Annotated in this window: 21 protein-coding genes; 14 read left to right on the top strand and 7 right to left on the bottom strand. The window is 60.6% G+C overall.

Annotation, left to right across the window (positions count from 1 at the left end):
• Positions 1 to 3 precede the first annotated feature (3 nt).
• A complete protein-coding gene (locus U858_RS0132290) occupies positions 4 to 888 on the bottom strand; it encodes a LysR family transcriptional regulator (protein ID WP_232786652.1) in 885 nt (294 codons plus the stop codon).
• 115 nt (positions 889 to 1,003) lie between these two features.
• On the opposite strand from U858_RS0132290, the gene U858_RS0132285 reads away from it, so the two are divergent.
• Positions 1,004 to 2,443 carry an amidase gene (locus tag U858_RS0132285; RefSeq protein WP_025141225.1) on the top strand — a complete coding sequence of 480 codons (1,440 nt, stop codon included), beginning with the start codon at positions 1,004 to 1,006 and terminating at the stop codon, positions 2,441 to 2,443.
• 219 nt (positions 2,444 to 2,662) lie between these two features.
• On the top strand, positions 2,663 to 4,378 hold the full coding sequence (gene ggt, locus U858_RS0132280; RefSeq protein ID WP_025141224.1) for a gamma-glutamyltransferase: 1,716 nt from the start codon (positions 2,663 to 2,665) through the stop codon (positions 4,376 to 4,378).
• On the opposite strand, the gene U858_RS0132275 is transcribed toward ggt, so the two are convergent.
• From U858_RS0132275 to U858_RS0132265, 3 genes are all read right to left on the bottom strand, one after another.
• Complete coding sequence (locus tag U858_RS0132275; RefSeq protein WP_025141223.1) at positions 4,372 to 4,965, bottom strand: flavodoxin family protein; 594 nt, start codon at positions 4,963 to 4,965, stop codon at positions 4,372 to 4,374. The genes ggt and U858_RS0132275 overlap by 7 nt on opposite strands.
• 101 nt (positions 4,966 to 5,066) lie before the next feature.
• Positions 5,067 to 5,507, bottom strand: coding sequence for an SRPBCC domain-containing protein (locus U858_RS0132270; RefSeq protein WP_025141222.1), 441 nt, complete (start codon positions 5,505 to 5,507; stop codon positions 5,067 to 5,069).
• Positions 5,504 to 5,830 carry a helix-turn-helix transcriptional regulator gene (locus U858_RS0132265; protein ID WP_025141221.1) on the bottom strand — a complete coding sequence of 109 codons (327 nt, stop codon included), beginning with the start codon at positions 5,828 to 5,830 and terminating at the stop codon, positions 5,504 to 5,506. Before U858_RS0132265 ends, U858_RS0132270 begins: the two co-directional genes overlap by 4 nt.
• A 316-nt stretch (positions 5,831 to 6,146) precedes the next feature.
• Here U858_RS0132265 and U858_RS0132260 point away from each other — a divergent pair, with 316 nt between their 5' ends.
• From U858_RS0132260 to U858_RS0132245, 3 genes are all read left to right on the top strand, one after another.
• A complete protein-coding gene (locus U858_RS0132260) occupies positions 6,147 to 7,142 on the top strand; it encodes a tripartite tricarboxylate transporter substrate binding protein (RefSeq protein WP_051593739.1) in 996 nt (331 codons plus the stop codon).
• A gap of 236 nt (positions 7,143 to 7,378) precedes the next feature.
• Positions 7,379 to 7,573 (top strand): hypothetical protein, encoded by a 195-nt coding sequence (locus U858_RS34065; RefSeq protein ID WP_042885965.1) that lies wholly within the window; start codon positions 7,379 to 7,381, stop codon positions 7,571 to 7,573.
• A gap of 381 nt (positions 7,574 to 7,954) precedes the next feature.
• The gene (locus U858_RS0132245) at positions 7,955 to 8,701 is read left to right on the top strand and encodes a lysozyme inhibitor LprI family protein (RefSeq protein WP_232786651.1); all 747 of its coding nucleotides are present in this window, start codon (positions 7,955 to 7,957) and stop codon (positions 8,699 to 8,701) included.
• Positions 8,702 to 9,387: 686 nt separating this feature from the next.
• Here U858_RS0132245 and U858_RS0132240 read toward each other — a convergent pair.
• Together U858_RS0132240 and U858_RS0132235 are read right to left on the bottom strand one after the other, a co-directional pair.
• Entirely contained in the window at positions 9,388 to 11,241 is a 1,854-nt protein-coding gene (locus tag U858_RS0132240; RefSeq protein ID WP_025141218.1) for a LeoA/HP0731 family dynamin-like GTPase, read from the bottom strand.
• Between the two features lie 19 nt (positions 11,242 to 11,260).
• Entirely contained in the window at positions 11,261 to 13,510 is a 2,250-nt protein-coding gene (locus tag U858_RS0132235; protein ID WP_198529775.1) for a hypothetical protein, read from the bottom strand.
• A 354-nt stretch (positions 13,511 to 13,864) separates the two neighbouring features.
• Between U858_RS0132235 and U858_RS35835 the strand changes: the two genes are divergently transcribed.
• From U858_RS35835 to U858_RS0132205, 6 genes are all read left to right on the top strand, one after another.
• The gene (locus tag U858_RS35835) at positions 13,865 to 14,299 is read left to right on the top strand and encodes a hypothetical protein (protein WP_157838890.1); all 435 of its coding nucleotides are present in this window, start codon (positions 13,865 to 13,867) and stop codon (positions 14,297 to 14,299) included.
• 112 nt (positions 14,300 to 14,411) lie between these two features.
• Positions 14,412 to 15,176: a hypothetical protein gene (locus tag U858_RS34525; protein WP_081821794.1), complete on the top strand. Its 765-nt coding sequence runs from the start codon at positions 14,412 to 14,414 to the stop codon at positions 15,174 to 15,176.
• 374 nt (positions 15,177 to 15,550) lie between these two features.
• On the top strand, positions 15,551 to 15,991 hold the full coding sequence (locus tag U858_RS35830) for a hypothetical protein (protein WP_157838888.1): 441 nt from the start codon (positions 15,551 to 15,553) through the stop codon (positions 15,989 to 15,991).
• A gap of 381 nt (positions 15,992 to 16,372) precedes the next feature.
• Entirely contained in the window at positions 16,373 to 16,660 is a 288-nt protein-coding gene (gene groES / locus U858_RS0132215) for a co-chaperone GroES (RefSeq protein ID WP_006221616.1), read from the top strand.
• Between the two features lie 37 nt (positions 16,661 to 16,697).
• Positions 16,698 to 18,338, top strand: coding sequence for a chaperonin GroEL (gene groL / locus U858_RS0132210; protein WP_006227642.1), 1,641 nt, complete (start codon positions 16,698 to 16,700; stop codon positions 18,336 to 18,338).
• Between the two features lie 226 nt (positions 18,339 to 18,564).
• Positions 18,565 to 19,524: a YihY/virulence factor BrkB family protein gene (locus U858_RS0132205; protein WP_025141214.1), complete on the top strand. Its 960-nt coding sequence runs from the start codon at positions 18,565 to 18,567 to the stop codon at positions 19,522 to 19,524.
• Positions 19,525 to 19,535: 11 nt separating this feature from the next.
• Here the strand turns inward: U858_RS0132205 and U858_RS0132200 are convergent, their stop codons facing one another.
• On the bottom strand, positions 19,536 to 20,009 hold the full coding sequence (locus tag U858_RS0132200) for a MarR family winged helix-turn-helix transcriptional regulator (protein ID WP_025141213.1): 474 nt from the start codon (positions 20,007 to 20,009) through the stop codon (positions 19,536 to 19,538).
• Between the two features lie 182 nt (positions 20,010 to 20,191).
• On the opposite strand from U858_RS0132200, the gene U858_RS0132195 reads away from it, so the two are divergent.
• The 3 genes from U858_RS0132195 to U858_RS0132185 form a co-directional block, all read left to right on the top strand.
• Positions 20,192 to 21,649 carry a 2-hydroxymuconic semialdehyde dehydrogenase gene (locus tag U858_RS0132195; protein WP_025141212.1) on the top strand — a complete coding sequence of 486 codons (1,458 nt, stop codon included), beginning with the start codon at positions 20,192 to 20,194 and terminating at the stop codon, positions 21,647 to 21,649.
• An 18-nt stretch (positions 21,650 to 21,667) separates the two neighbouring features.
• A complete protein-coding gene (locus U858_RS0132190; protein ID WP_025141211.1) occupies positions 21,668 to 22,099 on the top strand; it encodes a RidA family protein in 432 nt (143 codons plus the stop codon).
• A gap of 97 nt (positions 22,100 to 22,196) precedes the next feature.
• Positions 22,197 to 22,685: LysR family transcriptional regulator (locus U858_RS0132185; protein WP_025141210.1), on the top strand; the 489-nt coding region annotated here is incomplete at its 3' end.

The following is a 22,685-nucleotide window of genomic DNA, read 5'->3' as shown; positions in this document are numbered from 1 at the left end:
CACCTACTGCCGGATAGCTTCGCGCAGGTAGTCGATGAAGGCTTTGAGCTTCGGCGACGGCAGCCGCTCGCGCGGGGTGACGGCGTGGAATTCCTGGACGGGTCCTTGCCATTGGGCAAGCACCCGCACCAGCCGCCCTTCGGCCACATCGGCCGCCATGCTGGCTTCCATTGCCAAGGTCAGTCCTTCGCCGGCCAGCACGGCATCGCGCAGCAGCGCCGGATCGGACGCGATCACCACCGGGTTCACCAGATAGCCGCGCAGCCGGCCGCTACCCTGGCGCAGGGGCCAGACATGCCCCACGTCCTGCTGTCCCTGATGCAGGGACAGCACCTTGTGATCGCCCAGATCATCAGGGTTTTGGGGGCAGCCGTGCTGATCCAGGTAGGCCGGGCTGGCGTAGATGCCGGTGGGAAAGCCGCCCAGGCGGCGAGCCACCAGCGAGGAATCCGGCAGCGCCCCCAATCGCAGGGCCACATCCAGTTCTTCCTTGATCAGGTCCAGCGTCTCGTGTGAGGCCAGCAACTCAAGCCGGATGTCCGGGTAACGGGCTCTGAAGCCCGCAATCAATGGCGCAAACCAGCTGACGCCGAACGAGTACGGCAAGGTCACGCGCAGCCATCCGCGAGGCCCGTCACGCAGCTGCTGGACAGCGGACTCGGCCGCTTCCAGCGTTTCGGCCACCTGCTTGCACTTCTCGAAATACACGGCGCCCGCCTCGGTCAGGCTCAGGCACCGCGTAGAGCGTCGCAGCAATTGCACACCGATAAAGCGCTCCAGCGCCATGACGCGTCGGCTCACGGTGGTCTTGGGCATCTGCAGCGCGTGGGCCGCGGCAGTGAAGCTGCCGGCCTGTACCACGCGCACAAACACCAGCGTGTCGTTCATATCACGGTTCATCGTCAGATTGTCCCATGAACGGTTCAATCCTTGCCACTGAAACGGGCTAATAAAACCGGCTGCCAGCCGATATCTTTGCTCTACCCCTACTCAGGAACAAACCATGAATTTGAACGAATACAGCGCCCACGACGGTGTGGGCCTCGCGCAGTTGGTTGCCCGCGGCGACGTCAGCGCCGCCGAGCTGGCCGCCTTGGCAGCATCAGCCATCGAAACGGTGAACCCGCGCCTGAACGCGGTCATCGAACACTGGCAGCCAGACGTTGCCCAGCCCCCGGCGAGCGGTCCGCTGGCGGGTGTGCCCTTTCTCATCAAAGATCTGGCCGTCTCGTACGCGGGGCGGCGCAGCGAGCTGGGCAGCCGGTTGGCGGCGGGTCTGGTCGCCCCGGCAGACTCGTACTTGATGAGCCGATTCAAGGCGGCAGGCCTGCAGACCATCGGCCGCACCACCACTCCCGAAATGGCCTTCAGCACCGAAACCGAATCGGCGCTGGTAGGGCCGACTCGCAATCCCTGGAATCCGCTGCTCAGCGCCGGGGGGTCGAGCGGCGGCGCGGGCGCCGCCGTCGCGGCAGGCATCGTGCCCCTGGCGCATGCCACCGATGCCGCGGGCTCCATCCGCGTGCCCGCCGCGTTCAATGGGCTGTTCGGGCTGAAGCCCACACGCGGGCGCAGTTCGCACGGCCCCGGCCTGGACGAAGTGTTCGCCGGGTTCGGCGTGCAGCTGGGCCTGAGCCGCACGGTGCGCGACAGCGCCGCGCTGCTGGACGCCATACAGGGCCAATCACCTGGCGATCCCTACTACACGCCGGCACCCGCCGAGCGCTTTCTGGCGCAGGTCGGCCGTGACCCGGGGCGCTTGAGAATCGGCCTGCTGCGCACGCCCTGGAATGCCGGCGCGGTAGATGCCGACATCGCGCAAGCCACGCAGCTTGCGGCCTTGCACTTGCAGGCGCAGGGCCATCAGATCGAAGAAGCGTCCTTCGACCTGGGCGTGTCCTGGGAAGCCTTCGTGCATGCCAACGCACAGATCTGGTGCGCCACCCTGGTGCGCTGGATTGACGGCCTGGCGTCGGCCACCGGCCGCCGCATCGATGCCAGCACCTTGGAACCGTCGACGCTGGCCTGCTACGCCTATGGCCTGCAGGCACGCGCATCCGACTTCGCCGGTGCCCTGGAAGTACGCAACCGCGTAGCCCGGACGGTGGCCGGCTGGTTCGAGCGTGTCGATGTGCTGATGACCCCCACCCTGCCCCAATTGCCCCAGCCGCTGGGCACGTACAGCGACGGCGCGGCCAAAATGAATGGCCTGGAATGGACGGCGCGCGTCTTTCGGCACTCGCCGTTCACGCCGATATTCAACGTGGCCGGCACGCCCGCCATGTCCGTCCCCATGGCAACCGCCGCCAGCAGCGGCCTGCCCATCGGCATGCAGTTCGCAGCCGCCTTTGCCCGCGAGGACGTGCTGCTGCGCCTGGCCGGACAGCTGGAGCAAACAATGCCTTGGCATGCGCGTCGTCCGACGGTGTGGGCGGGCGCCTGACCTGCCGCCTTGTCCAGGCCTGACGTCTTGACGATTGTCACGGGCCACACCGCGCTGCCATGGCTCCGGACTCCAGTCGCTTTTGCGCTGCAGCATGCCGCCATGGAATGACGTCGGGATTTTTTTTCGTTTGTGGCCCGCCCGGCACGCTTCCAGAATGGCTGCGCGGAGCGTCCCTCGCCGGGCGCGCCGACACCCATAATAATCAGGAGACATTGCATGCACTGCCTTATCCGTAGTCCGCTGTTCGCGTCCATTGCCAGCGCTGGCGCGCTGCTTCTTGCCGTACCCGCACAGGCGGTATCACCGCCTCCCGCCCAAGGAGAAAATGGCATGGTGGTCAGCGCCCACAAGCTGGCCAGCCAGGTCGGCGTGGATGTACTGAAACAAGGCGGCAACGCCGTGGATGCCGCCGTCGCCGTGGGCTATGCGCTGGCGGTCACCCTGCCCCAGGCCGGCAACCTCGGCGGCGGCGGCTTCCTGGTCATACGCATGGCCGATGGCCGCGAGACCATGGTCGATTTCCGCGAAGCCGCGCCGCTGGCCGCCAGCGCCGACATGTACCTGGACAAGGACGGCAACGTGCGCAAGGAAGTGGTATCGCGGTCCTGGCTGGGCGCCGCCGTGCCCGGTACGGTCGCCGGGCTGGAATATGCGCGCGAACACTTTGGCAGCCTGCCCAGCAAATCACTGGTGATGCCCGCCGTGGCACTGGCGCGCGATGGCTACGTGCTGACCCAGTGGGACGACGTCGTCGAGCACGCCGATCTGCTGACCACGTTCGCCAAGACGGATACCTACGCCAAGAAGTATTTCCTGAACGGAGACCGGCCCTACCGCGCGGGCGAACGCTTCCGCCAACCCGCCCTAGCCAAGACCCTGCAAACCATCGCAGACCAAGGGCCACAATCGTTCTACGGCGGCTGGATCGCCGACGAAACCGTGCGCGCCAGCAAGGCGGGCGGCGGCATCTTTTCCGCGGAAGACTTCTCGCAGTACAAGGCCTTGGTCTACAAGCCCATTCACTGCAACTACCGGGGCTACGCCCTGGTTTCGGCCGCCCCGCCCAGTTCAGGCGGCATCTCGCTGTGCGAAAGCCTGAACGTGCTTGAGAACGTGTCGCTCAAGGACATGGGCTTGCGGTCGGCAGCCAGCACCCACCTGTATATCGAAACCCTGCGCCGCGCCTTCGCCGATCGCAACGTCGAACTCGGTGATCCGCGGTTCGTCCAGAATCCGGTCGACAACCTGATTTCCAAGTCCTACGCAAAACAGGTCCTGGCCAGCATTGACCCGGCCCGCGCCACCCCTTCGTCCGACATCAAGGGCGGCGTGCCGGTCAAGGAAGGCAACCACACCACGCATTACTCCATCGTCGACAAGGCCGGCAACGCGGTCTCGGTCACCTACTCGCTGGGCCTGCGTTTCGGCACGGGCAAAGTCGCGGGTGACGCCGGCTTCTTCCTGAACGACACCATGGAAGGCTTCACGGCCAAGGTGGGTGCGCCCAATGTGTTCGGCCTGATTCAAGGCAAGGCCAACGCCATTGCCCCGGGCAAGCGTTCGCTCAGCTCCATGACGCCCACGGTCGTGCTCAAGGACGGCAAGGTATTCATGGTGACCGGCAGCCCCGGCGGCCCGCGCATCATCACCACCACCTTGCAGACCATCCTCAACGTCATCGACTACGGCATGGACGTGCAAGCCGCCGTCGACGCCCCGCGCATCCATCACCAGTGGCTGCCGGACACGGCCTACCTGGAAGCCGGCGCCTTGTCGCCCGACACCCAGGCCATGCTCGAAAAGATGGGCCACCGCTTTAAGACGGAAGAAAACTGGAGCGTGGCCGACGCCATCGTGGTGGACGAAAAACGCGGCTTGATCTTCGGCGGCCACGACAATCGGGCGCCGGCGGGCGGGGCGCTGGGTTATTGATTTGCCCGGCCGCGAGCCATCTGCAGCGCCACCTGCGCCACGCGCTGCCCCAGATGGCTCGCCGTTTCCAGATCGGATTCCGGCGGCGCCGTGTCCGCGGTCTGGTCCACGTTGGATTGCGCGCCGGCCCCCAGCCAGAAGCCCAGGCGATTCAAGTCGCGCTCGGAACCGGTCGCCGAGTTGTTGGCCGGGGGCAAGGCCATGTTGATCCAGTGCATGCCATGCTGCGCGGCAAACAAGGCAAGCTGGATCAGCGTGGCCAGCTTGTCGCCCGCGTGCGCGCCCGAGTTCGTGAACCCGGCGGCCAGCTTGTTCTGCCAGGCGGCCCCCTTGGACAGCACGGCGGGCGACGTCGCTTCCTGAAAGGTCTTGAACGCCGCGGAAACGCTGGCCATATAGGTGGGCGTTCCAAAGATGATGCCGTCCACCTGTGCCAGGTCGTCCCAGCGGGCCTGGGCTTGTTCCGTGGTCAGCAGCAGCGCGTGCGCGCCTTCGACCCGTTCCACACCGGCCCGCACGGCGTGCGCCTGCCTGGCGGTGTGGCCATAGGTGCTGTGGTAGATGACCGCGATCTGGACGTTCGACATGCAATGCTCCATAAACAATTCCCGCCTGACGTTTTTGCAGGACGAGCCTGGCCACGGAGGCCGACAGCCAGCCTCCGAAAAGAAAAAAAGAAAACGAGTGATCAGTCGCTGATGCGAGACACGACGCTATCGAGCCTGTCGAGAAAGCGTGCCCACGCCTGGCCCAGCCGCACATAGCTGAGCGCGGTCGGCGACGGAAAGCCGGACTGCTCCATTCGTAGCCGCGTGCCGCCCCCTTCGGGCGTCAGCGTCCACGTGACCGTGGTCTGCAAGCCGCTGGCCGACTCGGTGCCATCGCCCCAGCGATAGACCAGCAATCGCGGCGACTCCACCGCCACTACCTGGCAGTGCGTGATGCCCGACCATCCCGGCAGCGGCGCCGCGCGCACGGTGAAACGATGGCCGACCTCGGCAACGAAGTCGTTCGCCATCAGCCATTCTTCTATCAGCCACGACTGCGTCAGCGCGCGCCACACTTTTTCTGGCGGATGCCGCAAGGTCCTGTTGAACACCAGGCTGTGCGAATCTTGCGCCGCCATCATGTGTCCATCCTGTCCAGCACGTCGGACAAGGCATCAAGCCGGTCACGCCAGAAGACGCCATAGACTTGCAGCCAGTCGATCAAGGGGGCCAGCCCCTGCGACGTGGCGTGGTAGTACGTTTCGCGCCCTTCCTTGCGCCCCTCCACCAACCCGGCGTGCCGCAGCACCGCCAGGTGTTTCGAGACGGCCGGCTGGGAAATGCCGGCGTGATCGGTCAAGCGGCCGACCGTCAGCTCACCCTCAAGCGTGAGCTGCTGAAAAATCGCCCGCCGGGTCGAATCGCCCAAGGCGGTAAACAGAACACGAGCCGGCTCCCTATCCATACGCTGATCTCGCCCAATTCATAGCCAAAAAGTTATGGGTTGATTTATAACTTTTCAGTTATGTGTTGTCAACGCCGAGGCGCAGTCAATCCGACCGGAACGCCTTGCCGTGCCCGCCGATCCCGACCTGGCGCGAGAATGGCGGCCAGGCACCTCTCTGGCGACCGCGATCCGCCCTTCAACAGATAAGGTCGATTTTCGTCTTAATACGCGGGAGTATTTGTATTGGATCTATGAATAGGCGCTCCTTACTATGAATTCGCCGCCACGCGCGGGATAGCGCGGGCGAAGCACACATAGCTCAAGGGGAACACCAATGTTCATGCAGAAACACCGCAGGGCAGCACTTGCCGCGGGCCTGACGATGGCCGGCATTCTGACCATGGCCGCCACGCCGCCCGCGCACGCCGCGGACGCCCAGTATCCAAACAAGCCCATCCGCCTGATCGTGCCTTTCGGCCCGGGCAGCGCCACCGACCAGTTGGCCCGGGTCGTGGCCACGGGCCTGTCAGAGCGCCTGGGCGCCGCAATCGTCGTCGAGAACAAGGCCGGAGCCGGCGGCAACATCGGTGCGGGGTACGTCGCGGAAAGCGCGCCCGACGGCTACACGCTGCTGATGGGCGCGGCCAGCACCAATGCCATCAATCCCAGCCTCTACCCGAACCTGAAGTTCGATGCGATGAAGGCCTTCGTGCCTGTCGCCAACGTCGCCTCGGTGACCAACGTGCTGGTCGTCAGTCCGCAGGTCAAGGCGCGCGACGTCAAAAGCCTGATCGAAGAACTCAAGGCCAACAATTACAGCTATGCCTCCAGCGGCGCGGGAGGCAGCCAGCACTTGTCGGCCGAGCTGTTCAAGTCCCTGTCCAAGACCGACATGGTGCACATTCCCTACAAAGGCGGCGCCGAGCCCTTGCCGGACCTGATGAGCAACCGCGTGCAAGTGATGTTCTGCAACCTGCCTGTGTGCCTGCCGCACATCCAGGCCGGCAAGCTGGTCGCGCTTGGCGTGACCTCGGCGCAGCGCTCGCCCTTGTTGCCCAACGTCCCGACCATCGCCGAAGCCGGCCTGCCCGGCTATTCGGTGGAAGGCTGGTTCGCGCTGTTCGCCCCGGTCAAGGTGCCCCCTGCCATCGTGGCCCGCTTGCATGACGAGACCGAGCAACTGCTCGCCTCCCCCGCCGTCGCGGACCAGATCCGCCGGCAAGGCGGCGAACCCAAAGTCGGCAGCCAAGCCGACTTCGCCGCGTTCGTGCAGGCAGAGCATGACAAATGGGCGAAGGTGATCAAGGACGGCAACATCCGGATCGAATGACCGGTGCTGCGCCGCGCTGAAGTTCGGCTGGGAGATTGAGGGGTATCGCTCGCCAGAGGCTGCTGCAGGGGACCTCACTTCAGACATGTTTGTTTTTTCAAACATGACACAAGTGAGGCCATATTCCCTTATGTATGGATTTTTATAACGATAAAAATACCAAAAAACCATACAACAAGAACCATTCAACAGGTTGTATGGAATTTGGCGGTAGAATTTGAGCGTCTACAGGGAGTATGGCGCTCACGCTCGCCCCTCCCCACCTGAAGCAGCGTTTTGAGGCAATGATGAATTTTTGGGTCCCCGTAATCTTCGGTACGTTCAAGCTTCTCGTGCTGGGCACCGGCATGTTCCTCGCCATCAAGTCTCACTACGATGGCGAAAAAAAGGACAAAGAGAAGCAGAAGGAAAAAGAGATCGAGGCACCGTAGCGCTGACCTCGGTACTACTGGCGACCTCCTGATCGAAGTGTCGATGCGGGGAATTCAAGGTGCCAGGCTACGTCTACGACGGCGGCGCCGAAGCGGCCGCGCGATGCCGTTCTGGGCGGGCCCGTATGGGTTTCTGATCATCCCCTTCGGGCCGGTCGCCTTGATCTGCCTGCCGCTTCAGTTGGTAAAGGCACAGACGCCTGCCTGAATCTGGTAAAAACTGAGCCGGGTATCTAAATAAGAATGCCTCTGATGCTCCAGCGACAAGATCACAAGACCAGATGCGCATTAGCTCGGTCAAGCTGATTTGACGTGGCACGAGGCAGATGTGTCGCGCTGTACGCAAGACATCGTCGACATCCAACTTGAGAAGATAGGATCATGACCCAGCCGCATTCCACACGCTCACCCGCTTACGCACTGAAGATACGGTCTACCGCTGCGATGAAGCTTCTCTTGACGTTGGGCCTTGCAACGCTATGGACTGGCGCCCAGGCCGCCAGTTTTGATTGCAACAAGGCCGTGAGCACGACGGAACGGTTGATCTGCAGCGATGCCGAGACATCCGCGCTGGATGGGAAATTGCAAGGGGCCTATGAAACAGCACAGGCCGCAACCGATGCCTATGGCAAGAAAGCGTTGGCTAAAGAACAGCGCAACTGGATCAAATACGCTCGTGACATGTGTCAAGACATCGCGTGCCTGCAGCAGGCATACACAGCCCGCATCGCCATGCTGGCGCGTAATGAAAAACATATTGCCAACGGCGAGGTGTACTCAGACTGCAAGCTGCCGGGCAACCAAACCGCTAGTGGCGAATGCGTCAATGTCGTGCCGATTCGTGATCCCAACGCCCGCGTTGAATCGTTCAACCAATCGTTGGCGCATCAGAAGCAAAAAGGCCGAATCATCGGTTGCAGCCAGCTGATTGATCTGCCCGTTGGCGTCGCTGGGAGCAATCACAGTTTTGGCGGCTCCTGCGTATTGCAGGAAGGTGCGCAGCGCAAGAACGTGAGGATCTGCAACGACGACATGTTCGGGCATTTCCAGGTAGAGCCGTCCACGCCACAGGATGCCTCAGACAAGCGCCTGGTCGACTTTACTTACGCACAATGCTATGGCGGTTGATGGTCATTTAAAGTGTCAGACTACATTTTCGTAGGCAACGTTTTCGACACGGGGATCCCCCGCTGACGCGCCGCGGCACCCTGCTGGCGGTCGGCGCCACGCCGATCGCCATTGCTCATTTAAAGTGTCAGACTACATTTTCGTAGGCTAAGTCTTCGACACGGGAATTCCCCGCTGACGCGCCGCAGCGCCCTGCTGGCGGTCGGCACCACGCCGATCGCCATGGTGCAAGCCGGCGCCTTCCGGTCGGCTGATCTATTGCCAGCTGTCGAAGTGCATTGAAGTTAAAAATTCCATCCTATAAAAATCAATGACTTAGGAATTTTTGGTTCATTGAACTTGGTGCGTTTGGTTCATTCAAGTTGAGGATTTCACCGGAATGGTTCACCTAACTTGAAAAAAGTATCCAAGAGGCTTCGAACGGTTGAAGCTACGCTCCCCGCCAGTTGAGCGCTCGCGTCCGCCGCGAGCTGCACCCTGATCCGCTTGGACTTCTAGGACAGCATCGATGTTAGTGATCGGGCTGTTTGACCCCGCTCACCAGGAAAAGCCGCGCGCTTTATCGCTTGTCGCCTCTTCGACGGCAATCTCATTCGTGACCGTACGAAGAGGCGCTCTGCGCTCCGAAATGGAAGCGACGGGCACATCCCCCCCTCACATTGGGCTTCGGCGGCAAGACGCTCTTGTCAAGAAAACAACCGAGACCAGAGCGAAACCTTCGCAGCCGGTGAGGCAGCAGGCGGCGCAACGGACGCGGGAACCGGCGCCACTGATGAGATGACGGGAGCCGTATCAAGCACGATATCTGGCACCTGCTCCCAGTTGACCCGATCGCTTTCGTTGATTTCACGAAACTGAGCATCGATGACCGTGCCGTAGTCATACCACTTCTTGAAGCGGGAATGGCGCTCCTGCAATGTGTGCATTTCGGCATCGATGGCACCGAGTTGTTGCTTGAGATGCGCAAAGGCAGGAAAGAATTTCTCGGAAAAGTCAGGAGAGTCGACCAACCGTACGACGTCCTTGGACTGCTCCTGCAGATTCTTGAGCATGGTTTCAATGGCCTGCGCGAAAGCCTGTTGGCGCTCTTGCGCCTTATAGCTATCCCATGCTTCCAGGGCAATCCCGACCACGGCCAACGCACTGCCCAGGCCATTGGCCAATTTCGTCGCTCCCCAGGGTTTGAACTTAAGATACTTGCCAATGTCGAGGCCAACCATCTTGGTTGCCGTGCTGATGCCGTCGCGCACCGCCAGGACGCTGCTGTTGGTGATGACTCCAGGCTGTGAAAGGAACTTCACTCCCTTTTTCCCCAGCGTTGTCACCACGTCGTTGTAATGCTCTAGTTCGTTGTTGACGTTAACTGCAATCCGATTCAGGTCGCGCGAGATCCCGCCAACTTCGTCACTGAATATCTCCTGGATTCGTTGCTCGACCAGACATCCTTCATTGCCAATTTCGCGGTGCATGAAATCATCGAACGTCTCTAGCGTGACATTCTTGGCCTGCAATTGCACGTCTTCGAAATAGCGCAACAGGCGGCCTCGCAGACGCACCTGAGCCTGCCCGATATTTCCGTAAACCCGCTGCAACTCGATGGTTTGGCTTTGCTTGATTTCAGTTACGCGCCGGGCTTCGTCAGCCAGCATGGCATAAGCCTCTTTTGCCGCAGGCAACTGCTTGGTGATGATGTCCGAGATGATGCTTTTCTTGGTTTCATTCACCAGAACCAATACACCACCATTACCCTCTATTTTCTTCTGTGTTGCCGCCTGCAGTTCGTCTATACGTGAAAGGCGACGAAACTCAGCGAGGTTCTGCAGCCAATGCTCGACGCCCATATCGAAAGGGTTAGCAGCAACGGCCACTACGCTGACATCCGTGTGCTCCTGCGCCGTCAGATCCAGAACGTCGTCCAATCGCTTGAGAACCGATGTCTTCTTGATCAAAAACTGCTCCCGGAACTCGGCCGGATCCGACATGTCTGCCACCTCGTCGAACCGGCTCAGCACGAATACCGTGCGGGGCAACAAGTTCAACGCGCGAAACAACCATTTCAAGTCTTCGGTATGGCTCTCCTTAATCGGATTGGTCGGGTTCATCACATAGAGAATCAGATGAGCCTCGCTCACATAACGCTTCGTGATGTCCTTGTATTTCTCTATCTGAGCGGTCGTTGCGTTGGTCTTTTCTTTGAAGCCAAACAGCCCTGGCGTATCTATGATCTGCAGTTGATCCTTGAAGTTATAGATCGCGACCTCGCTCGATGACTCCTGCTGGCTGATATTCATGCTCTTGCGATCAAGCTCCTCCAGCCAGGCCGCAGCAATCGAAGTCTTGCCCTCAGAGAATCCGCCGACCAACGCTACCTTGAGTTTCTGGTCAGTAGTAATTTCCACCGACGCCTTTAGTTTTTCCACCAACTCGGCGTGCAGTTGGACCCCGAGATCCCGCCCCTCGTCGACGAAAGCGGTCAAGCTGGACAGGATGCGCAAGGCCTTCTGCCTCTGCTGCTCGAACGAATGAATTGTGCTGGTCATTTTGCAAAGACTCCTGTACTCATGCTGCGTTTTCAAGAACGGCAGCCGTATCAAAAGCGGACGCCTTGCCGACTTTGTCGCGCAAGGCCTTCATGTCGGCGGCAATCCTCTCCAAGGCCTTACGGGTGCCGTCACTCTGTTCGTAGGGAATGTTCATCTGCTTCTTGGCTTCATCCAGCGCGTCACCGATCTGGGTCTTGGCAGAATCGATGTTCTGCTTCAGCATTTCAGCCAATTTCGCGAACACCTTGTCGAGATTTTCATCCGCAGACTTGCGCTGCTGAGCCATCTTGTAGTCAGAGCTGAAGAAGCTTCGCACTGCCTTGTAGAAGCTGAAGACCAACCCCACTGCGCCAAGCACCGCAGCGACCGTCCAGCCGGCGGGATTCGAGGCAAGGAACGACGCCCAGACTAACGCAATGGTGCCACCGAAAGTCGAAAGAAGCCCCAACATGTTGATGCCGTTGTCCATTTCGAACTTGGTATCGAAGCTCAGATTCAGCGCCGAGAACGGGTCATTGATGGTGTATCGAAGAATCTCGTCCACATTCTTCTGGTTCTTTTTGACGATTTCTTCCGCATCGTTCTTGAATGACTCGAATACTTTTTGGAAACGGCCCTCCAGGTCGGGACCGACGGTCTCCTTGAGCTCTTGCAACGTCGCTGTCAGGTGCGCCTTGAAATCGTCATTGCTTTTATCCGTGGCGATATAGCTGTATACCGCCATACGCATGGAAGATTTCTTCTCAGCCAACGCGTCATTGCATTCGCTATCGAGCCGCCGTTGGGTCCCGGAAAGCAGATCGTCGACCTGGGTTGCAGAGGATTTGTACTGAGCCTTCAATTTCTTCGCAGCCTGCGCGAAACTGTCACGTGCCTGAAGCAGGCGATCTATGCCTTCCTGCAGGCAACTGGCGATCTTCTTCTTGTTTGCCTCAACGATTTTCCTGCGAAAATCCCGGCATATGTCGCCACGGATGAATTGCAGAAATGCATGCATACCGCTGCGGTCAAGGATGTCGCCGGCACTCATTTCCGACAGAAACTTCTGCCGGCTTTTCGTATGAGGGTTGCTGGGAAGCAGACAAGTCGCCGATGCCAGGAAAGCCGGCATACCGCTGACGCAGAGATGGCCCTTGTAGACGTCACCAAGCGTGGCACCCAACGATTTGTCCAGATCGCCCAAGCCGATCAGATCATTCTTGTTGGCGAGCGTTTTCCCTTTCAGGATCTGCGGGGTTGTCGCGCTCTTATTGAATATTGCCCAAACCTCGGTCTGCTTGCCCAGCTGGCGCTTGATCTTGTCGATCGTTCCTTCCTGGCCTTCGCTACCCGAACCCGGAGGCGTGGCAGCGCGCGTCACGTAAAAAATTGCGTGGGCCTTTTTTACCGAAGCATCAATCGCGCTCATCACCAAGGCTTCGTCGCCTTCGATGCCCGGAACGTCGATCAACTGGAATTGCTGTCCATCGATCACGAAATGGTAAGCATGGGACTGTAACGTGAAATCGGAGCGGCCATTACCTATGATGCGGCCGTCCTGCAATGGCTCCAGACGCTCGAGCGACTTTTCAATTTCGGCCTGATCGGCACGCAATCGGTCAAGCTCATCGCTGACCTTCTGCACGTTATCGGCCGCTGCCTTTCGCTGTGCATCGTTGCTGGCTTGCATCTCGCCTAGCTTTGCGCGGAGCACCAGCAGCATCTTCTCCTCTTCGAGCGTCTTAAACAGGAAGACGAACCTTTGCCATACAGTGAATCCCTGCCTCCTCTGTTTGGCGAGCGCTCCCAGGGCCTGCGCTTTTTTGTTGAACGTCGACTCTTCGTCCTGCCATCCTTTTTCCAGTATTTGGGCCTGGATCTGCCCTTCGGCCAGCTCGGCCTCGAGTGTCTGGATGGTAGAACCCAAAGCCACCAGATCGTTCGGGTCGATGCGCAGACCCTTGATCAAGGCATTGAACTTCTCTTGCGTGGCCAGCTTTTCGCTATGACCCAGTTGAATACGCAAAGTCTCGATCAGGGTCGACTTTCCCGCATTAGTCTCTCCGTAGAGCGCGATGGTAAATGTGTCCCACTCGGATAACTCTCTGAGTTCACTGACGTCTTTCACCGTCTTATCGCGGAACGTCTCCAGCAATGCCCTGGAATGGTCAATCGCAGCTATCAGATCGAGGTTGCCATTGACTGTGATCTTTCCGGAAATTTCGGCAAGGGACCGATCGACCATAGCGATGACTTGATCGTAAGGCTGGTCCATCTTGTTGAGCATATTCATGTCCGGAGGTTGCAGAGTTAAACGGCCCGTGCCCCGGACGTATCCGTAGGCGAGCCACGTGTAGGAAGTGACTCAGACCGAACGGGCCTTTCTTCGTTGAGCCAGGAGCAAGCCGTCCGCCTATCATTGACTGCATGCCATAGACGTTTCATCGGGCTTGGGTGTAACGGTTCGCCCAGGCGCGCCAAAATAAAACAAAATCGATCAAAAGGTAACTATACACTTTATTTATGAAAATTTTCCCACCAATAAAATATTCAGAAAACCGGGCTCGCATCGAATATTTTCATTAGGCCGTGGTGTCTGACCGGGGAAGTCCACTTGGTGATGGCCTAATCACTAAATTGAATGAACTTTTTAGAACTGGTTAAGCTCGAAGACGCACTCAATCATGCTCGCTTCCTCAGCGTGAAAATTGATCCTAGAAATCTACGCTGGGCGTATAACTGTGCGTGGCTTTGCATCAATGTCTCGAAAAAGGCTCGTGAAAGGCGCAGCGTCGAACTTCGTAAGGAGGCAGGTGCATGCATCATCCAGCAAGGTCCGCCTGTCACCGCCGCTTGGGTGATGTGTTGCCAAATCGTAGCGATGTTCGGCCTGGCGGATCGCGCACGCGAAGGCGTTGAAAAGCTCGGCGCACTAGGCGCTCAAGCTGCGCGTCCATTAAAGGGCGAATTAGACCGTCTTCTCGATGGGGCGATCCTGGAGAAAACGGCTCCAAGGCGAAAATTTCTTGGCATTTTTGACTCGACCCAAGCTCGAGACACGCTTGCCCGGCCATGAGTTACAAAGAACCATTCACACCGGGGAGAAGCCCATGGCCGCGGTAGACGTCCCGCCCAAAACTTGATTGCCGTAATATCTCGAAACTACTTCGACAAAAAAGAGCATCGAGATGCGGATTTCCCCTTGGTTGGCCGTAATGACACTCCTCGGCCTTCATGCAGCTGTACGCGCAACCGGTGTCTATGAACCGTCTGACCTCGAGCGTAGTGTGGCCGCTGTATTGGTAGGTGAAGAGGTTAAGTTGTTCATGTCAAAGCCCACCGAGGCAGCTAAGGCGATCCAGGCTGATTTGACATCGGCTGAGCAGGTGGCTGCACACTACAACGCCAACGAAGTGGCCGCAGACAAAAAATTCTTCGGGAAAAAGGTTCTTCTGTTAGGAACCGTGACGAGTATCAAGAGCGGGCTGCGTAACGCTCCCTACTTGGTTCTACGCGGCAAGGGCTACATCGCTCCTCAAGCCTCCCTGATAGGAACTAGCTCCGATGCGGCTGCGAAATTGCAGCGAGGTGATCACGTTGCACTCGTTTGCTTCGGCAATGGCTCAATCATAGGCACCCCCATGTTCAAGGATTGTCGGTTGGCGCAAGACGTATCGTCAGAGGTAGAAGGCAACCTCATGAGAAGCATTGACGATTTCTTGGCGGGTCGTTCCAAGACATCATTTTTCGGCGCCTTCAAAGCCGTGGAAGCTGTTGCACTCGCACAAGCACTACCGGCGAACTCTGGATGCCCCTCGGACTACGCTCGCTGTCTGTCTCAACTTAAGGCGTTGAAAGCAGACCAACCCAAGTTTCTCGAACTCATGCGCCGTGGCGCGGACAAGCTCAAGGCTAGTGGGCTAGACTTTTCAGCATTCGAAGCAAAAAGATAGCGAAGTTCGGATACTCAAAGCTGGGTAGATGTTCGCGTCGGCCGTGGTCAGTTCTCCACATTATTTAAAGTGTCATATTACGTTTTGGTCATTCACTGCATGTGCGAGCGTGCAAAATCTTAAGTTCATAATTTAAGCCGACTTACTAGCGAATTTCTGCAGTAGGCCGGGAGCAGACGGTCGCAAACAGCTGTAACCGGCCAGGAGCAGTCCTTCCGTTAGCAATCCTCAGTATCAGCCAACGGCTGAGCTAAAGATTTTTAGGCTTCTCTAAAATCGACAAAATCTAATTTTCCTCTAGGGCTGCAGAGCATAAAATATTACGCGAATTGGGCATTCTTGCTGCTTGCCTTCCGAATTTAATTAGGCTTTTTATGGCATTAGCAAAAGACAACGAGAAAATCTTCACCGACCTCTTCGGCAAGAAAGTTAGAGACGTAACACTCTTGAAAGGAACGGTTTACACAATTGAGGATAAAAAGGGACGAAAACTCAGCTCCTCCGTTGACCACTACTTTGAGCACAATGGAAGACAAGTACTCATAGAACTTGACTCTTACAATATGGCGAAAGTGGTTGTCGGTCAGTATCTTTTGCTCAATCAATTCCGGGATAAATCTCTCTCGAATCCTGTATTTTTGGTCATTCACGCATATAAGAATTATGCTCCCGTGCGCACCATCAAGTACCTTGAGCACGTAACAGAGAATGTGATCAAAGAAGACAGCATTCCATTTGGCGTCATACACATTGACTCTTTCAAAGAATGGGGCGGCGGCGATGCCGATGCATTCATCAAGCTGTTCAATATCTAGGTTCCACTCTCGCACCGGCTAACTGCGTATTTAAAGTGTCCAACTACGTTTCCGCAGGCTACGTTTTCGTAGGCTGCGCTTTCGCCGCGGGGATCCCCCGCTGACGCGCCGCGGCGCCCTGCTGGCGGTCAGTGCAACGCCGATCGCCGTGGCGCAAGCCGGCGCCTTCCGGCCGGCTGATCCATCGCAAGCCACCGGCAATGCCCCACGCAGTTACATTCTTCAGGGCCCCTCCGCCCCTCCCAAGATGTAACAGCCCGCCCCCGCCCCCTTGAACCCCACCACATCATCCCTATAATTAGCACTCGACTCCGGTGAGTGCTAACAGTCTCCCGGGCCAAACCGATCATTCACTTTCTTCTTAAGTAACAGGAGTTCCTCATGGCCTTGCGTCCCCTGGGCGATCGCGTGATCGTCAAACGCCTCGAAAACGAGCGCAAGACTGCGTCGGGCATCGTCATCCCCGACAGCGCCGCTGAAAAGCCCGACCAGGGTGAAGTCGTGGCCGTCGGCCCCGGCAAGAAGACCGAAGACGGCAAGATTCTGCCGGTCGACCTGAAGGCTGGCGACAAGGTTCTGTTCGGCAAGTACGCCGGCCAGTCCGTGAAGGTTGACGGCGAAGAGCTGCTCGTCATCCGCGAGGACGAAATCCTCGCCGTGGTCCAGTAAACCCTGCCTCAAACGAATTTTCGAAGGAAGCTAACAAATGGCTGCCAAGCAAGTATTGTTCGGTGACGACGCCCGTGTGCGCATCGTCCGCGGCGTGAATGTCCTCGCCAACGCTGTCAAGACCACCCTGGGCCCCAAGGGTCGCAACGTCGTGCTGGAGCGCTCGTTCGGCGCCCCGACCGTGACCAAGGACGGCGTGTCCGTCGCCAAGGAAATCGAACTGAAGGACAAGTTCGAGAACATCGGCGCCCAGCTGGTCAAGGACGTTGCCTCCAAGACCTCCGACAACGCCGGTGACGGCACCACCACCGCCACCGTGCTGGCTCAAGCCATCGTCATGGAAGGCCTGAAGTACGTTGCCGCCGGTTTCAACCCGATCGACCTGAAGCGCGGCATCGACAAGGCTGTCGCCGCCGCCGTCGCCGAACTGAAGAAGCAATCCAAGCCGGTCACGACCAGCAAGGAAATCGCTCAAGTCGGCTCGATCTCGGCCAACAGCGATTCCTCCATCGGCCAGATCATCGCTGACGCGATGGACAAGGTCGGCAAGGAAGGCGTCATCACCGTCGAAGACGGCAAGTCGCTGGAAAACGAGCTGGACGTCGTCGAAGGCATGCAATTCGACCGCGGCTACCTGTCGCCCTACTTCATCAACAGCCCGGAAAAGCAAGTTGCCGTGCTGGAAGACCCGTTTGTCCTGATCTTCGACAAGAAGATCAGCAACATCCGTGACCTGCTGCCCGTGCTGGAACAAGTCGCCAAGTCGAGCCGTCCGCTGCTGATCATCGCCGAAGACGTCGAAGGCGAAGCGCTGGCCACCCTGGTGGTGAACAACATCCGTGGCATCCTGAAGACCACCGCCGTCAAGGCTCCGGGCTTCGGCGACCGCCGCAAGGCCATGCTGGAAGACATCGCCATCCTGACGGGCGGCACGGTGATCTCCGAAGAAACCGGCATGTCGCTGGAAAAGGCCGGCCTGGCTGAACTGGGCCAAGCCAAGCGCATCGAAGTGGGCAAGGAAAACACCACGATCATCGACGGCGCTGGCGACAGCAAGTCGATCGAGGCTCGCGTCAAGCAAGTCCGTATCCAGATCGAAGAAGCCACGTCCGACTACGACCGTGAAAAGCTGCAAGAACGCGTGGCCAAGCTGGCCGGCGGCGTTGCCGTGATTCGCGTTGGCGCTGCCACCGAAGTCGAAATGAAGGAAAAGAAGGCCCGCGTCGAAGATGCCCTGCACGCTACCCGCGCTGCTGTGGAAGAAGGCGTCGTGGCTGGTGGCGGCGTGGCTCTGCTGCGTGCCAAGCAAGCCATCGCTGACCTGAAGGGCGACACGCCTGACCAGAACGCCGGCATCAAGCTGATCCTGCGCGCTGTGGAAGAGCCCCTGCGCACCATCGTCACGAACGCCGGCGAAGAAGCCAGCGTCGTGGTCAGCAACGTGCTGAACGGCAAGGGCAACTACGGCTACAACGCCGCGACCGGCGAGTACACCGACCTGGTCGAGCAAGGCGTGCTGGATCCCACCAAGGTGACCCGCACCGCCCTGCAAAACGCTGCCTCCGTCGCCAGCCTGCTGCTGACGGCCGAAGCCGCCGTGGTCGAACTGGCCGAAGACAAGCCCGCTGCCCCGGCCATGCCGGGTGGTATGGGCGGCATGGGCGGCATGGACTTCTAAGTCCCGCTTACCTTGCAAGGCCTCCCCGGCTTCGGCCGGGGAACAGTACCCCGAGAAACCCCCGGACCTTCGCCCCGGGGGTTTTTCTTTTTGTGCCAAGCGTTCCTGACCGCCCGGTTCTGCGGCACGCCTGTGTCCCGAGTCGGAACACTTGCCTACAAGTTGCGGGTTTCGCCGCGGCGCATGCGTCCCTACAATGAGGGATCCCAAGCCCGAGCCCAGTCCCATGCGTCTACCCCAGAGCCTGCGTGCCCTGCGTCCGTCCGAGATCGGCGGGCTGCTGATGGATTCCGCCAACCAGTGGTCGACTCACCGCGCGTCCAGCAAGGGCGCTGCGCTGGCGCTGTACATGGTGTTTTCGCTGGCGCCGATGCTGATCCTGGTGATTGCGGTAGCGGGCGCCTTCTTTGGCGAAGACGCGGTGCGGTCGGAATTGTTCTCGTCGCTGCGCGACCTGACGGGTGAGCGCGGCGCCGAGGTGATCCAGACGGTGCTGGCCAGCGCGCATGAATCGGGCGGCGGCTGGATCGCCGCGCTGATCTCGATTTTCGTGCTGATCTTCAGCGCCACGACGGCCTTCGCCGAGCTGAAGGCCAGCCTGGATGACCTGTGGGAAGTGTCGGCCAACCAGAAAGGCGGGCTGCAAGGCATGGTGCGCAGCCGCATGCTGTCGTTCGGCCTGGTGCTGGTGCTGGCGCTGTTCCTGCTGATTTCGCTGACGGTGAACGCGGCACTGGGCGCGGCGCGCAAGTACTACGGCGACCTGTGGGCCGCGTCCGCCTTTGCCACCGTGGCCGACTGGATTTCCACCGCCTTCTCGTTCTCGGTGGTGGTGGCGCTGTTCGCGGTGATCTTCAAACTGCTGCCCAGTGCGCGAATTTCCTGGCGCGACGTCATTCCCGGCGCCATCGTGACGGCGGCGCTGTTCCTGGTGGGCAAGTGGGGCATCGGGGTGTATCTCAGCCGTGGGGCCGCCGTGTCGGCCTATGGCGCGGCGGGTTCGTTGATTGCGCTGCTGCTGTGGATCTATTACTCGGCGCAGATCTTCTTTTTCGGCGCGGTATTCACGCGCCAGTTCGCGTTGCGCTTTGGCCGCGCGGCCAAGAAGGAAGAAGCGGTGGCGGATGCCCCCCCGGCGGCAAACGCACCCGATCCCTCGCTCCCGCCCAAGCCACCTACCCCCTGACACCACGCGCCTTACGGCGCCTCTGCCGGCTCCAGCCCTGCCATCAGACGCAGGCACTTCAAGAACACGGGCCGCAGTTCAGGCGGAATCGGCGCCAGCACCTCGGCCTCGACCTCGGCGTCCCGCGGCAGCACGCGGGCCAGCAACGCCATGCCCTCGTCGGTGATTTCCAGCGCGTAGGCGCGTGCATCCTGTGCCGAGCGCGTGCGGCGCACGTAGCCCTTGGCCGTCATGCGCGCGATCATTTCCGCGAAGGAGTTGCGGTCCAGCGCGATCAGCTCGGCGATGCGGCTTTGCGTGGCCCCAGGGTTCTGATGCACCGTGATCAGCAGGGCCTTCTGGCGCGGCGTCAGGTCTTCTTCGGGAAACGCCTGCGCGAACAGCCCCTCGGCCCGGAAATGGGCGCGCCGCAGCAAGTGGGACGCCACCTGGGTCAGGTCGAAATCCTGTAACGCTTGGGGCGGGACTGAACGGGATGCGGGCATCGGGCGGTTCCTTGAAATACGCGTGGCGATTGTAGGCGCTGACCTCGTCCCCTCCGGCAAAACCCTGCATTGACTTCACCTGGCCGGCTCCTTACTATCGCCATAATAGTACGTATACGTACTTTATACACAAAAGCCCGTCCGGTCGTCCGACCGCCACGGCCTCTTCTGGAATCTCGATCATGACGATCCGCCAACTGCGCAACTACATCGACGGCCGTTTCGAAGACGGCGCGTCCACCTTCGACAAGCACAGCCCGGTGGACGGCGCCCTGATCGCGCAGGCCCACGAAGCCAGCCGCGAACAAGTCGACCGCGCCGTGGCCGCCGCGCACCGCGCCCTGCCCGCCTGGGCCGCGCTGCCGGTTGCCGCCCGCACCGATCACCTGCTGGCGCTGGCCGACGGCATCAACCGCCGCTTCGACGACTTCCTGCAGGCCGAGATCGGCGATACGGGCAAGCCGGTGTCCTGGGCCAGCCAGATCGACATTCCGCGCGGCGCGGCCAACTTTCGCGCCTTTGCCGAACTGGCCCGCACGCTGGACATGGAAAGCTACATGACCGACACGCCCGACGGCCGCCAGGCGCTGAACTACGCCTATCGCAAGCCGCTGGGTGTGGTGGGCGTGATCTCGCCGTGGAACCTGCCGCTGCTGCTCTTGACCTGGAAGGTCGCGCCCGCGCTGGCCTTTGGCAACACCGTCATCATGAAGCCGTCGGAAGTGACGCCATCCACCGCCACCCTGCTGGCCGAAGTGGCGCGCGACACCGGCCTGCCGCCCGGGGTGCTGAACCTGGTGCACGGCTTCGGCCCGGGGTCCGCGGGCGAATTCATGACCACGCATCCCGACATCGACGGCATCACCTTCACCGGAGAATCCGCTACGGGCGCGGCCATCATGCGCGCCGTGGCGCCGGGTGTGAAACCCGTGTCGTTCGAACTGGGCGGCAAGAACGCGGCGCTGGTGTTCGCCGATGCCGACTTCGACGCTGCCGTCGACGGCACCGCGCGCTCGGTCTTCGCCAATTGCGGCCAGGTCTGCCTGTGCACCGAACGCGTGTATGTCGAACGCCCGATCTTCGAGCGCTTTGTCGCCGCACTGGCCGAGCGCGCGCAGGGGCTGCGCATCGGCTGGCCCGACGACCCCGCCACCGGCATGGGGCCGCTGGTGTCGCGCGAACACCGCGAGAAAGTGCTGTCGTACTTCGCGCTGGCCCGCGAAGAAGGCGCCACCGTCGTCACCGGCGGCGGCATCCCCGAATTCGGCGACGCCCGCGATGCCGGCGCCTACGTGCAGCCCACCATCTGGACCGGCCTGCCCGAGACCGCGCGCTGCATCAAGGAAGAGGTGTTCGGCCCCGTCTGCCACGTGGCCCCCTTCGACACCGAAGAAGAGGCCATCCGCCTGGCCAACGACACCCGCTACGGCCTGGCCGCCGCCGTCTGGACCCAGAACCTGACCCGCGGCCACCGCGTGGCCCAGGCGATGAAGGTTGGCCTGGCGTGGGTCAACTGCTGGTTCCTGCGCGACCTGCGCACGCCCTTCGGCGGCAGCGGTCTGTCCGGCATCGGCCGCGAAGGCGGCCGCCATTCGCTGCACTTCTACACCGAACCCACCAACGTCTGCATCAAGCTCTAAGCCTCCAAGGAAACCACCATGACCACCGCCCCCATCAGCGCCACCGTCGTCGCCGGCAAAGCCACGCCCCGCGGCAACTATCCCCACATCAAGCGCGCCGGCGACTTCCTGTTCGTCTCCGGCACCAGCTCGCGCCTGCCCGACAACCGCATCGCCGGCGCCGAAGTCGATGCCCTGGGCACGGCCACGCTCGACATCCGCGTGCAGACCCGCGCCGTCATCGAAAACATCCGCGACATCCTGGCCACCGCCGGCGCCGGCCTTGCCGACCTGGTCGAGATCAGTACTTTCCTGGTCAACATGAACGACTTCGGTGGCTACAATCAGGTCTACGGCGAGTTCTTCGACGCCGATGGGCCGGCACGCACCACCGTGGCGGTGCATCAGCTGCCGCACCCGCAATTGCTGATTGAAATCAAGGCGGTCGCCTACAAGCCGCTCGCGCGTTAAGCCTTCCCCGCGCACGGCCATGGCGCGCGACCGCCGTCCGGCTTTTCCTTCGGAACAGGATCCCCGCTCCCGGCGCCCCGCCGGGACGGCCGCGCGCATGTCGAACTTCCGCATCACGCCCAACGCGCTCAGCCACAAGCTGAAACTGCACCAGCTGCAGATCTTCGAACGCGTGCTGGCGCGCCGCTCGCTGTCGCGCGCCGCCAGCGAACTGCACCTGACCCAGCCCACCGTCACCAAGGCCATCCACGACCTGGAAGCCTTCTTCGGCGCCACCCTGTTCGAACGTTCCAACCGCGGCGTCACCCCCACCGAACTGGCCCTGGTCCTGGGCCGCCGCGTGCACGCCATGATGGCCGAGATCCGCTACATGGCCGACGACATCGACGCCGTCCTGGGCGGCGCCAGCGGCCACGTCGTCGTCGGCACCCTGATCGCCGCGTCCGCCAAGCTGCTGCCCGAAGCCATCGCCCGCCTCATGACCGACCACCCCGGCATCCAGGTCACCGTCCGCGAAGGCCCTTCGGCCCAGCTTCTGCCCGCCCTGGCCACCGGCGACGTCGACATCGTCGTCGGCCGCCTGCCC

This window comes from Achromobacter sp. DH1f (assembly GCF_000633435.1).
Lineage (GTDB): Bacteria > Pseudomonadota > Gammaproteobacteria > Burkholderiales > Burkholderiaceae_B > Achromobacter > Achromobacter deleyi.
The sequence above is the reverse complement of the archived record's forward strand: the minus strand, read 5'-3'. Positions and strand labels throughout refer to the sequence as shown.

Coding starts and splice junctions, on each gene's coding strand:
- U858_RS0132205 (WP_025141214.1), top strand. CDS start 18,565: ATGCGTCTACCCCAGAGCCTGCGTGCCCTGCGTCCGTCCGAGATCGGC.
- U858_RS0132275 (WP_025141223.1), bottom strand. CDS start 4,965: ATGTCGAACGTCCAGATCGCGGTCATCTACCACAGCACCTATGGCCAC.
- U858_RS0132200 (WP_025141213.1), bottom strand. CDS start 20,009: ATGCCCGCATCCCGTTCAGTCCCGCCCCAAGCGTTACAGGATTTCGAC.
- U858_RS0132285 (WP_025141225.1), top strand. CDS start 1,004: ATGAATTTGAACGAATACAGCGCCCACGACGGTGTGGGCCTCGCGCAG.
- U858_RS0132235 (WP_198529775.1), bottom strand. CDS start 13,510: ATGCTCAACAAGATGGACCAGCCTTACGATCAAGTCATCGCTATGGTC.
- U858_RS0132260 (WP_051593739.1), top strand. CDS start 6,147: ATGTTCATGCAGAAACACCGCAGGGCAGCACTTGCCGCGGGCCTGACG.
- U858_RS0132240 (WP_025141218.1), bottom strand. CDS start 11,241: ATGACCAGCACAATTCATTCGTTCGAGCAGCAGAGGCAGAAGGCCTTG.
- U858_RS0132190 (WP_025141211.1), top strand. CDS start 21,668: ATGACCACCGCCCCCATCAGCGCCACCGTCGTCGCCGGCAAAGCCACG.
- U858_RS35830 (WP_157838888.1), top strand. CDS start 15,551: ATGGCATTAGCAAAAGACAACGAGAAAATCTTCACCGACCTCTTCGGC.
- U858_RS0132290 (WP_232786652.1), bottom strand. CDS start 888: ATGAACGACACGCTGGTGTTTGTGCGCGTGGTACAGGCCGGCAGCTTC.
- U858_RS0132245 (WP_232786651.1), top strand. CDS start 7,955: ATGACCCAGCCGCATTCCACACGCTCACCCGCTTACGCACTGAAGATA.
- groL (WP_006227642.1), top strand. CDS start 16,698: ATGGCTGCCAAGCAAGTATTGTTCGGTGACGACGCCCGTGTGCGCATC.
- U858_RS0132195 (WP_025141212.1), top strand. CDS start 20,192: ATGACGATCCGCCAACTGCGCAACTACATCGACGGCCGTTTCGAAGAC.
- U858_RS34065 (WP_042885965.1), top strand. CDS start 7,379: ATGGCGCTCACGCTCGCCCCTCCCCACCTGAAGCAGCGTTTTGAGGCA.
- ggt (WP_025141224.1), top strand. CDS start 2,663: ATGCACTGCCTTATCCGTAGTCCGCTGTTCGCGTCCATTGCCAGCGCT.
- U858_RS34525 (WP_081821794.1), top strand. CDS start 14,412: ATGCGGATTTCCCCTTGGTTGGCCGTAATGACACTCCTCGGCCTTCAT.
- U858_RS35835 (WP_157838890.1), top strand. CDS start 13,865: ATGAACTTTTTAGAACTGGTTAAGCTCGAAGACGCACTCAATCATGCT.
- groES (WP_006221616.1), top strand. CDS start 16,373: ATGGCCTTGCGTCCCCTGGGCGATCGCGTGATCGTCAAACGCCTCGAA.
- U858_RS0132265 (WP_025141221.1), bottom strand. CDS start 5,830: ATGGATAGGGAGCCGGCTCGTGTTCTGTTTACCGCCTTGGGCGATTCG.
- U858_RS0132270 (WP_025141222.1), bottom strand. CDS start 5,507: ATGATGGCGGCGCAAGATTCGCACAGCCTGGTGTTCAACAGGACCTTG.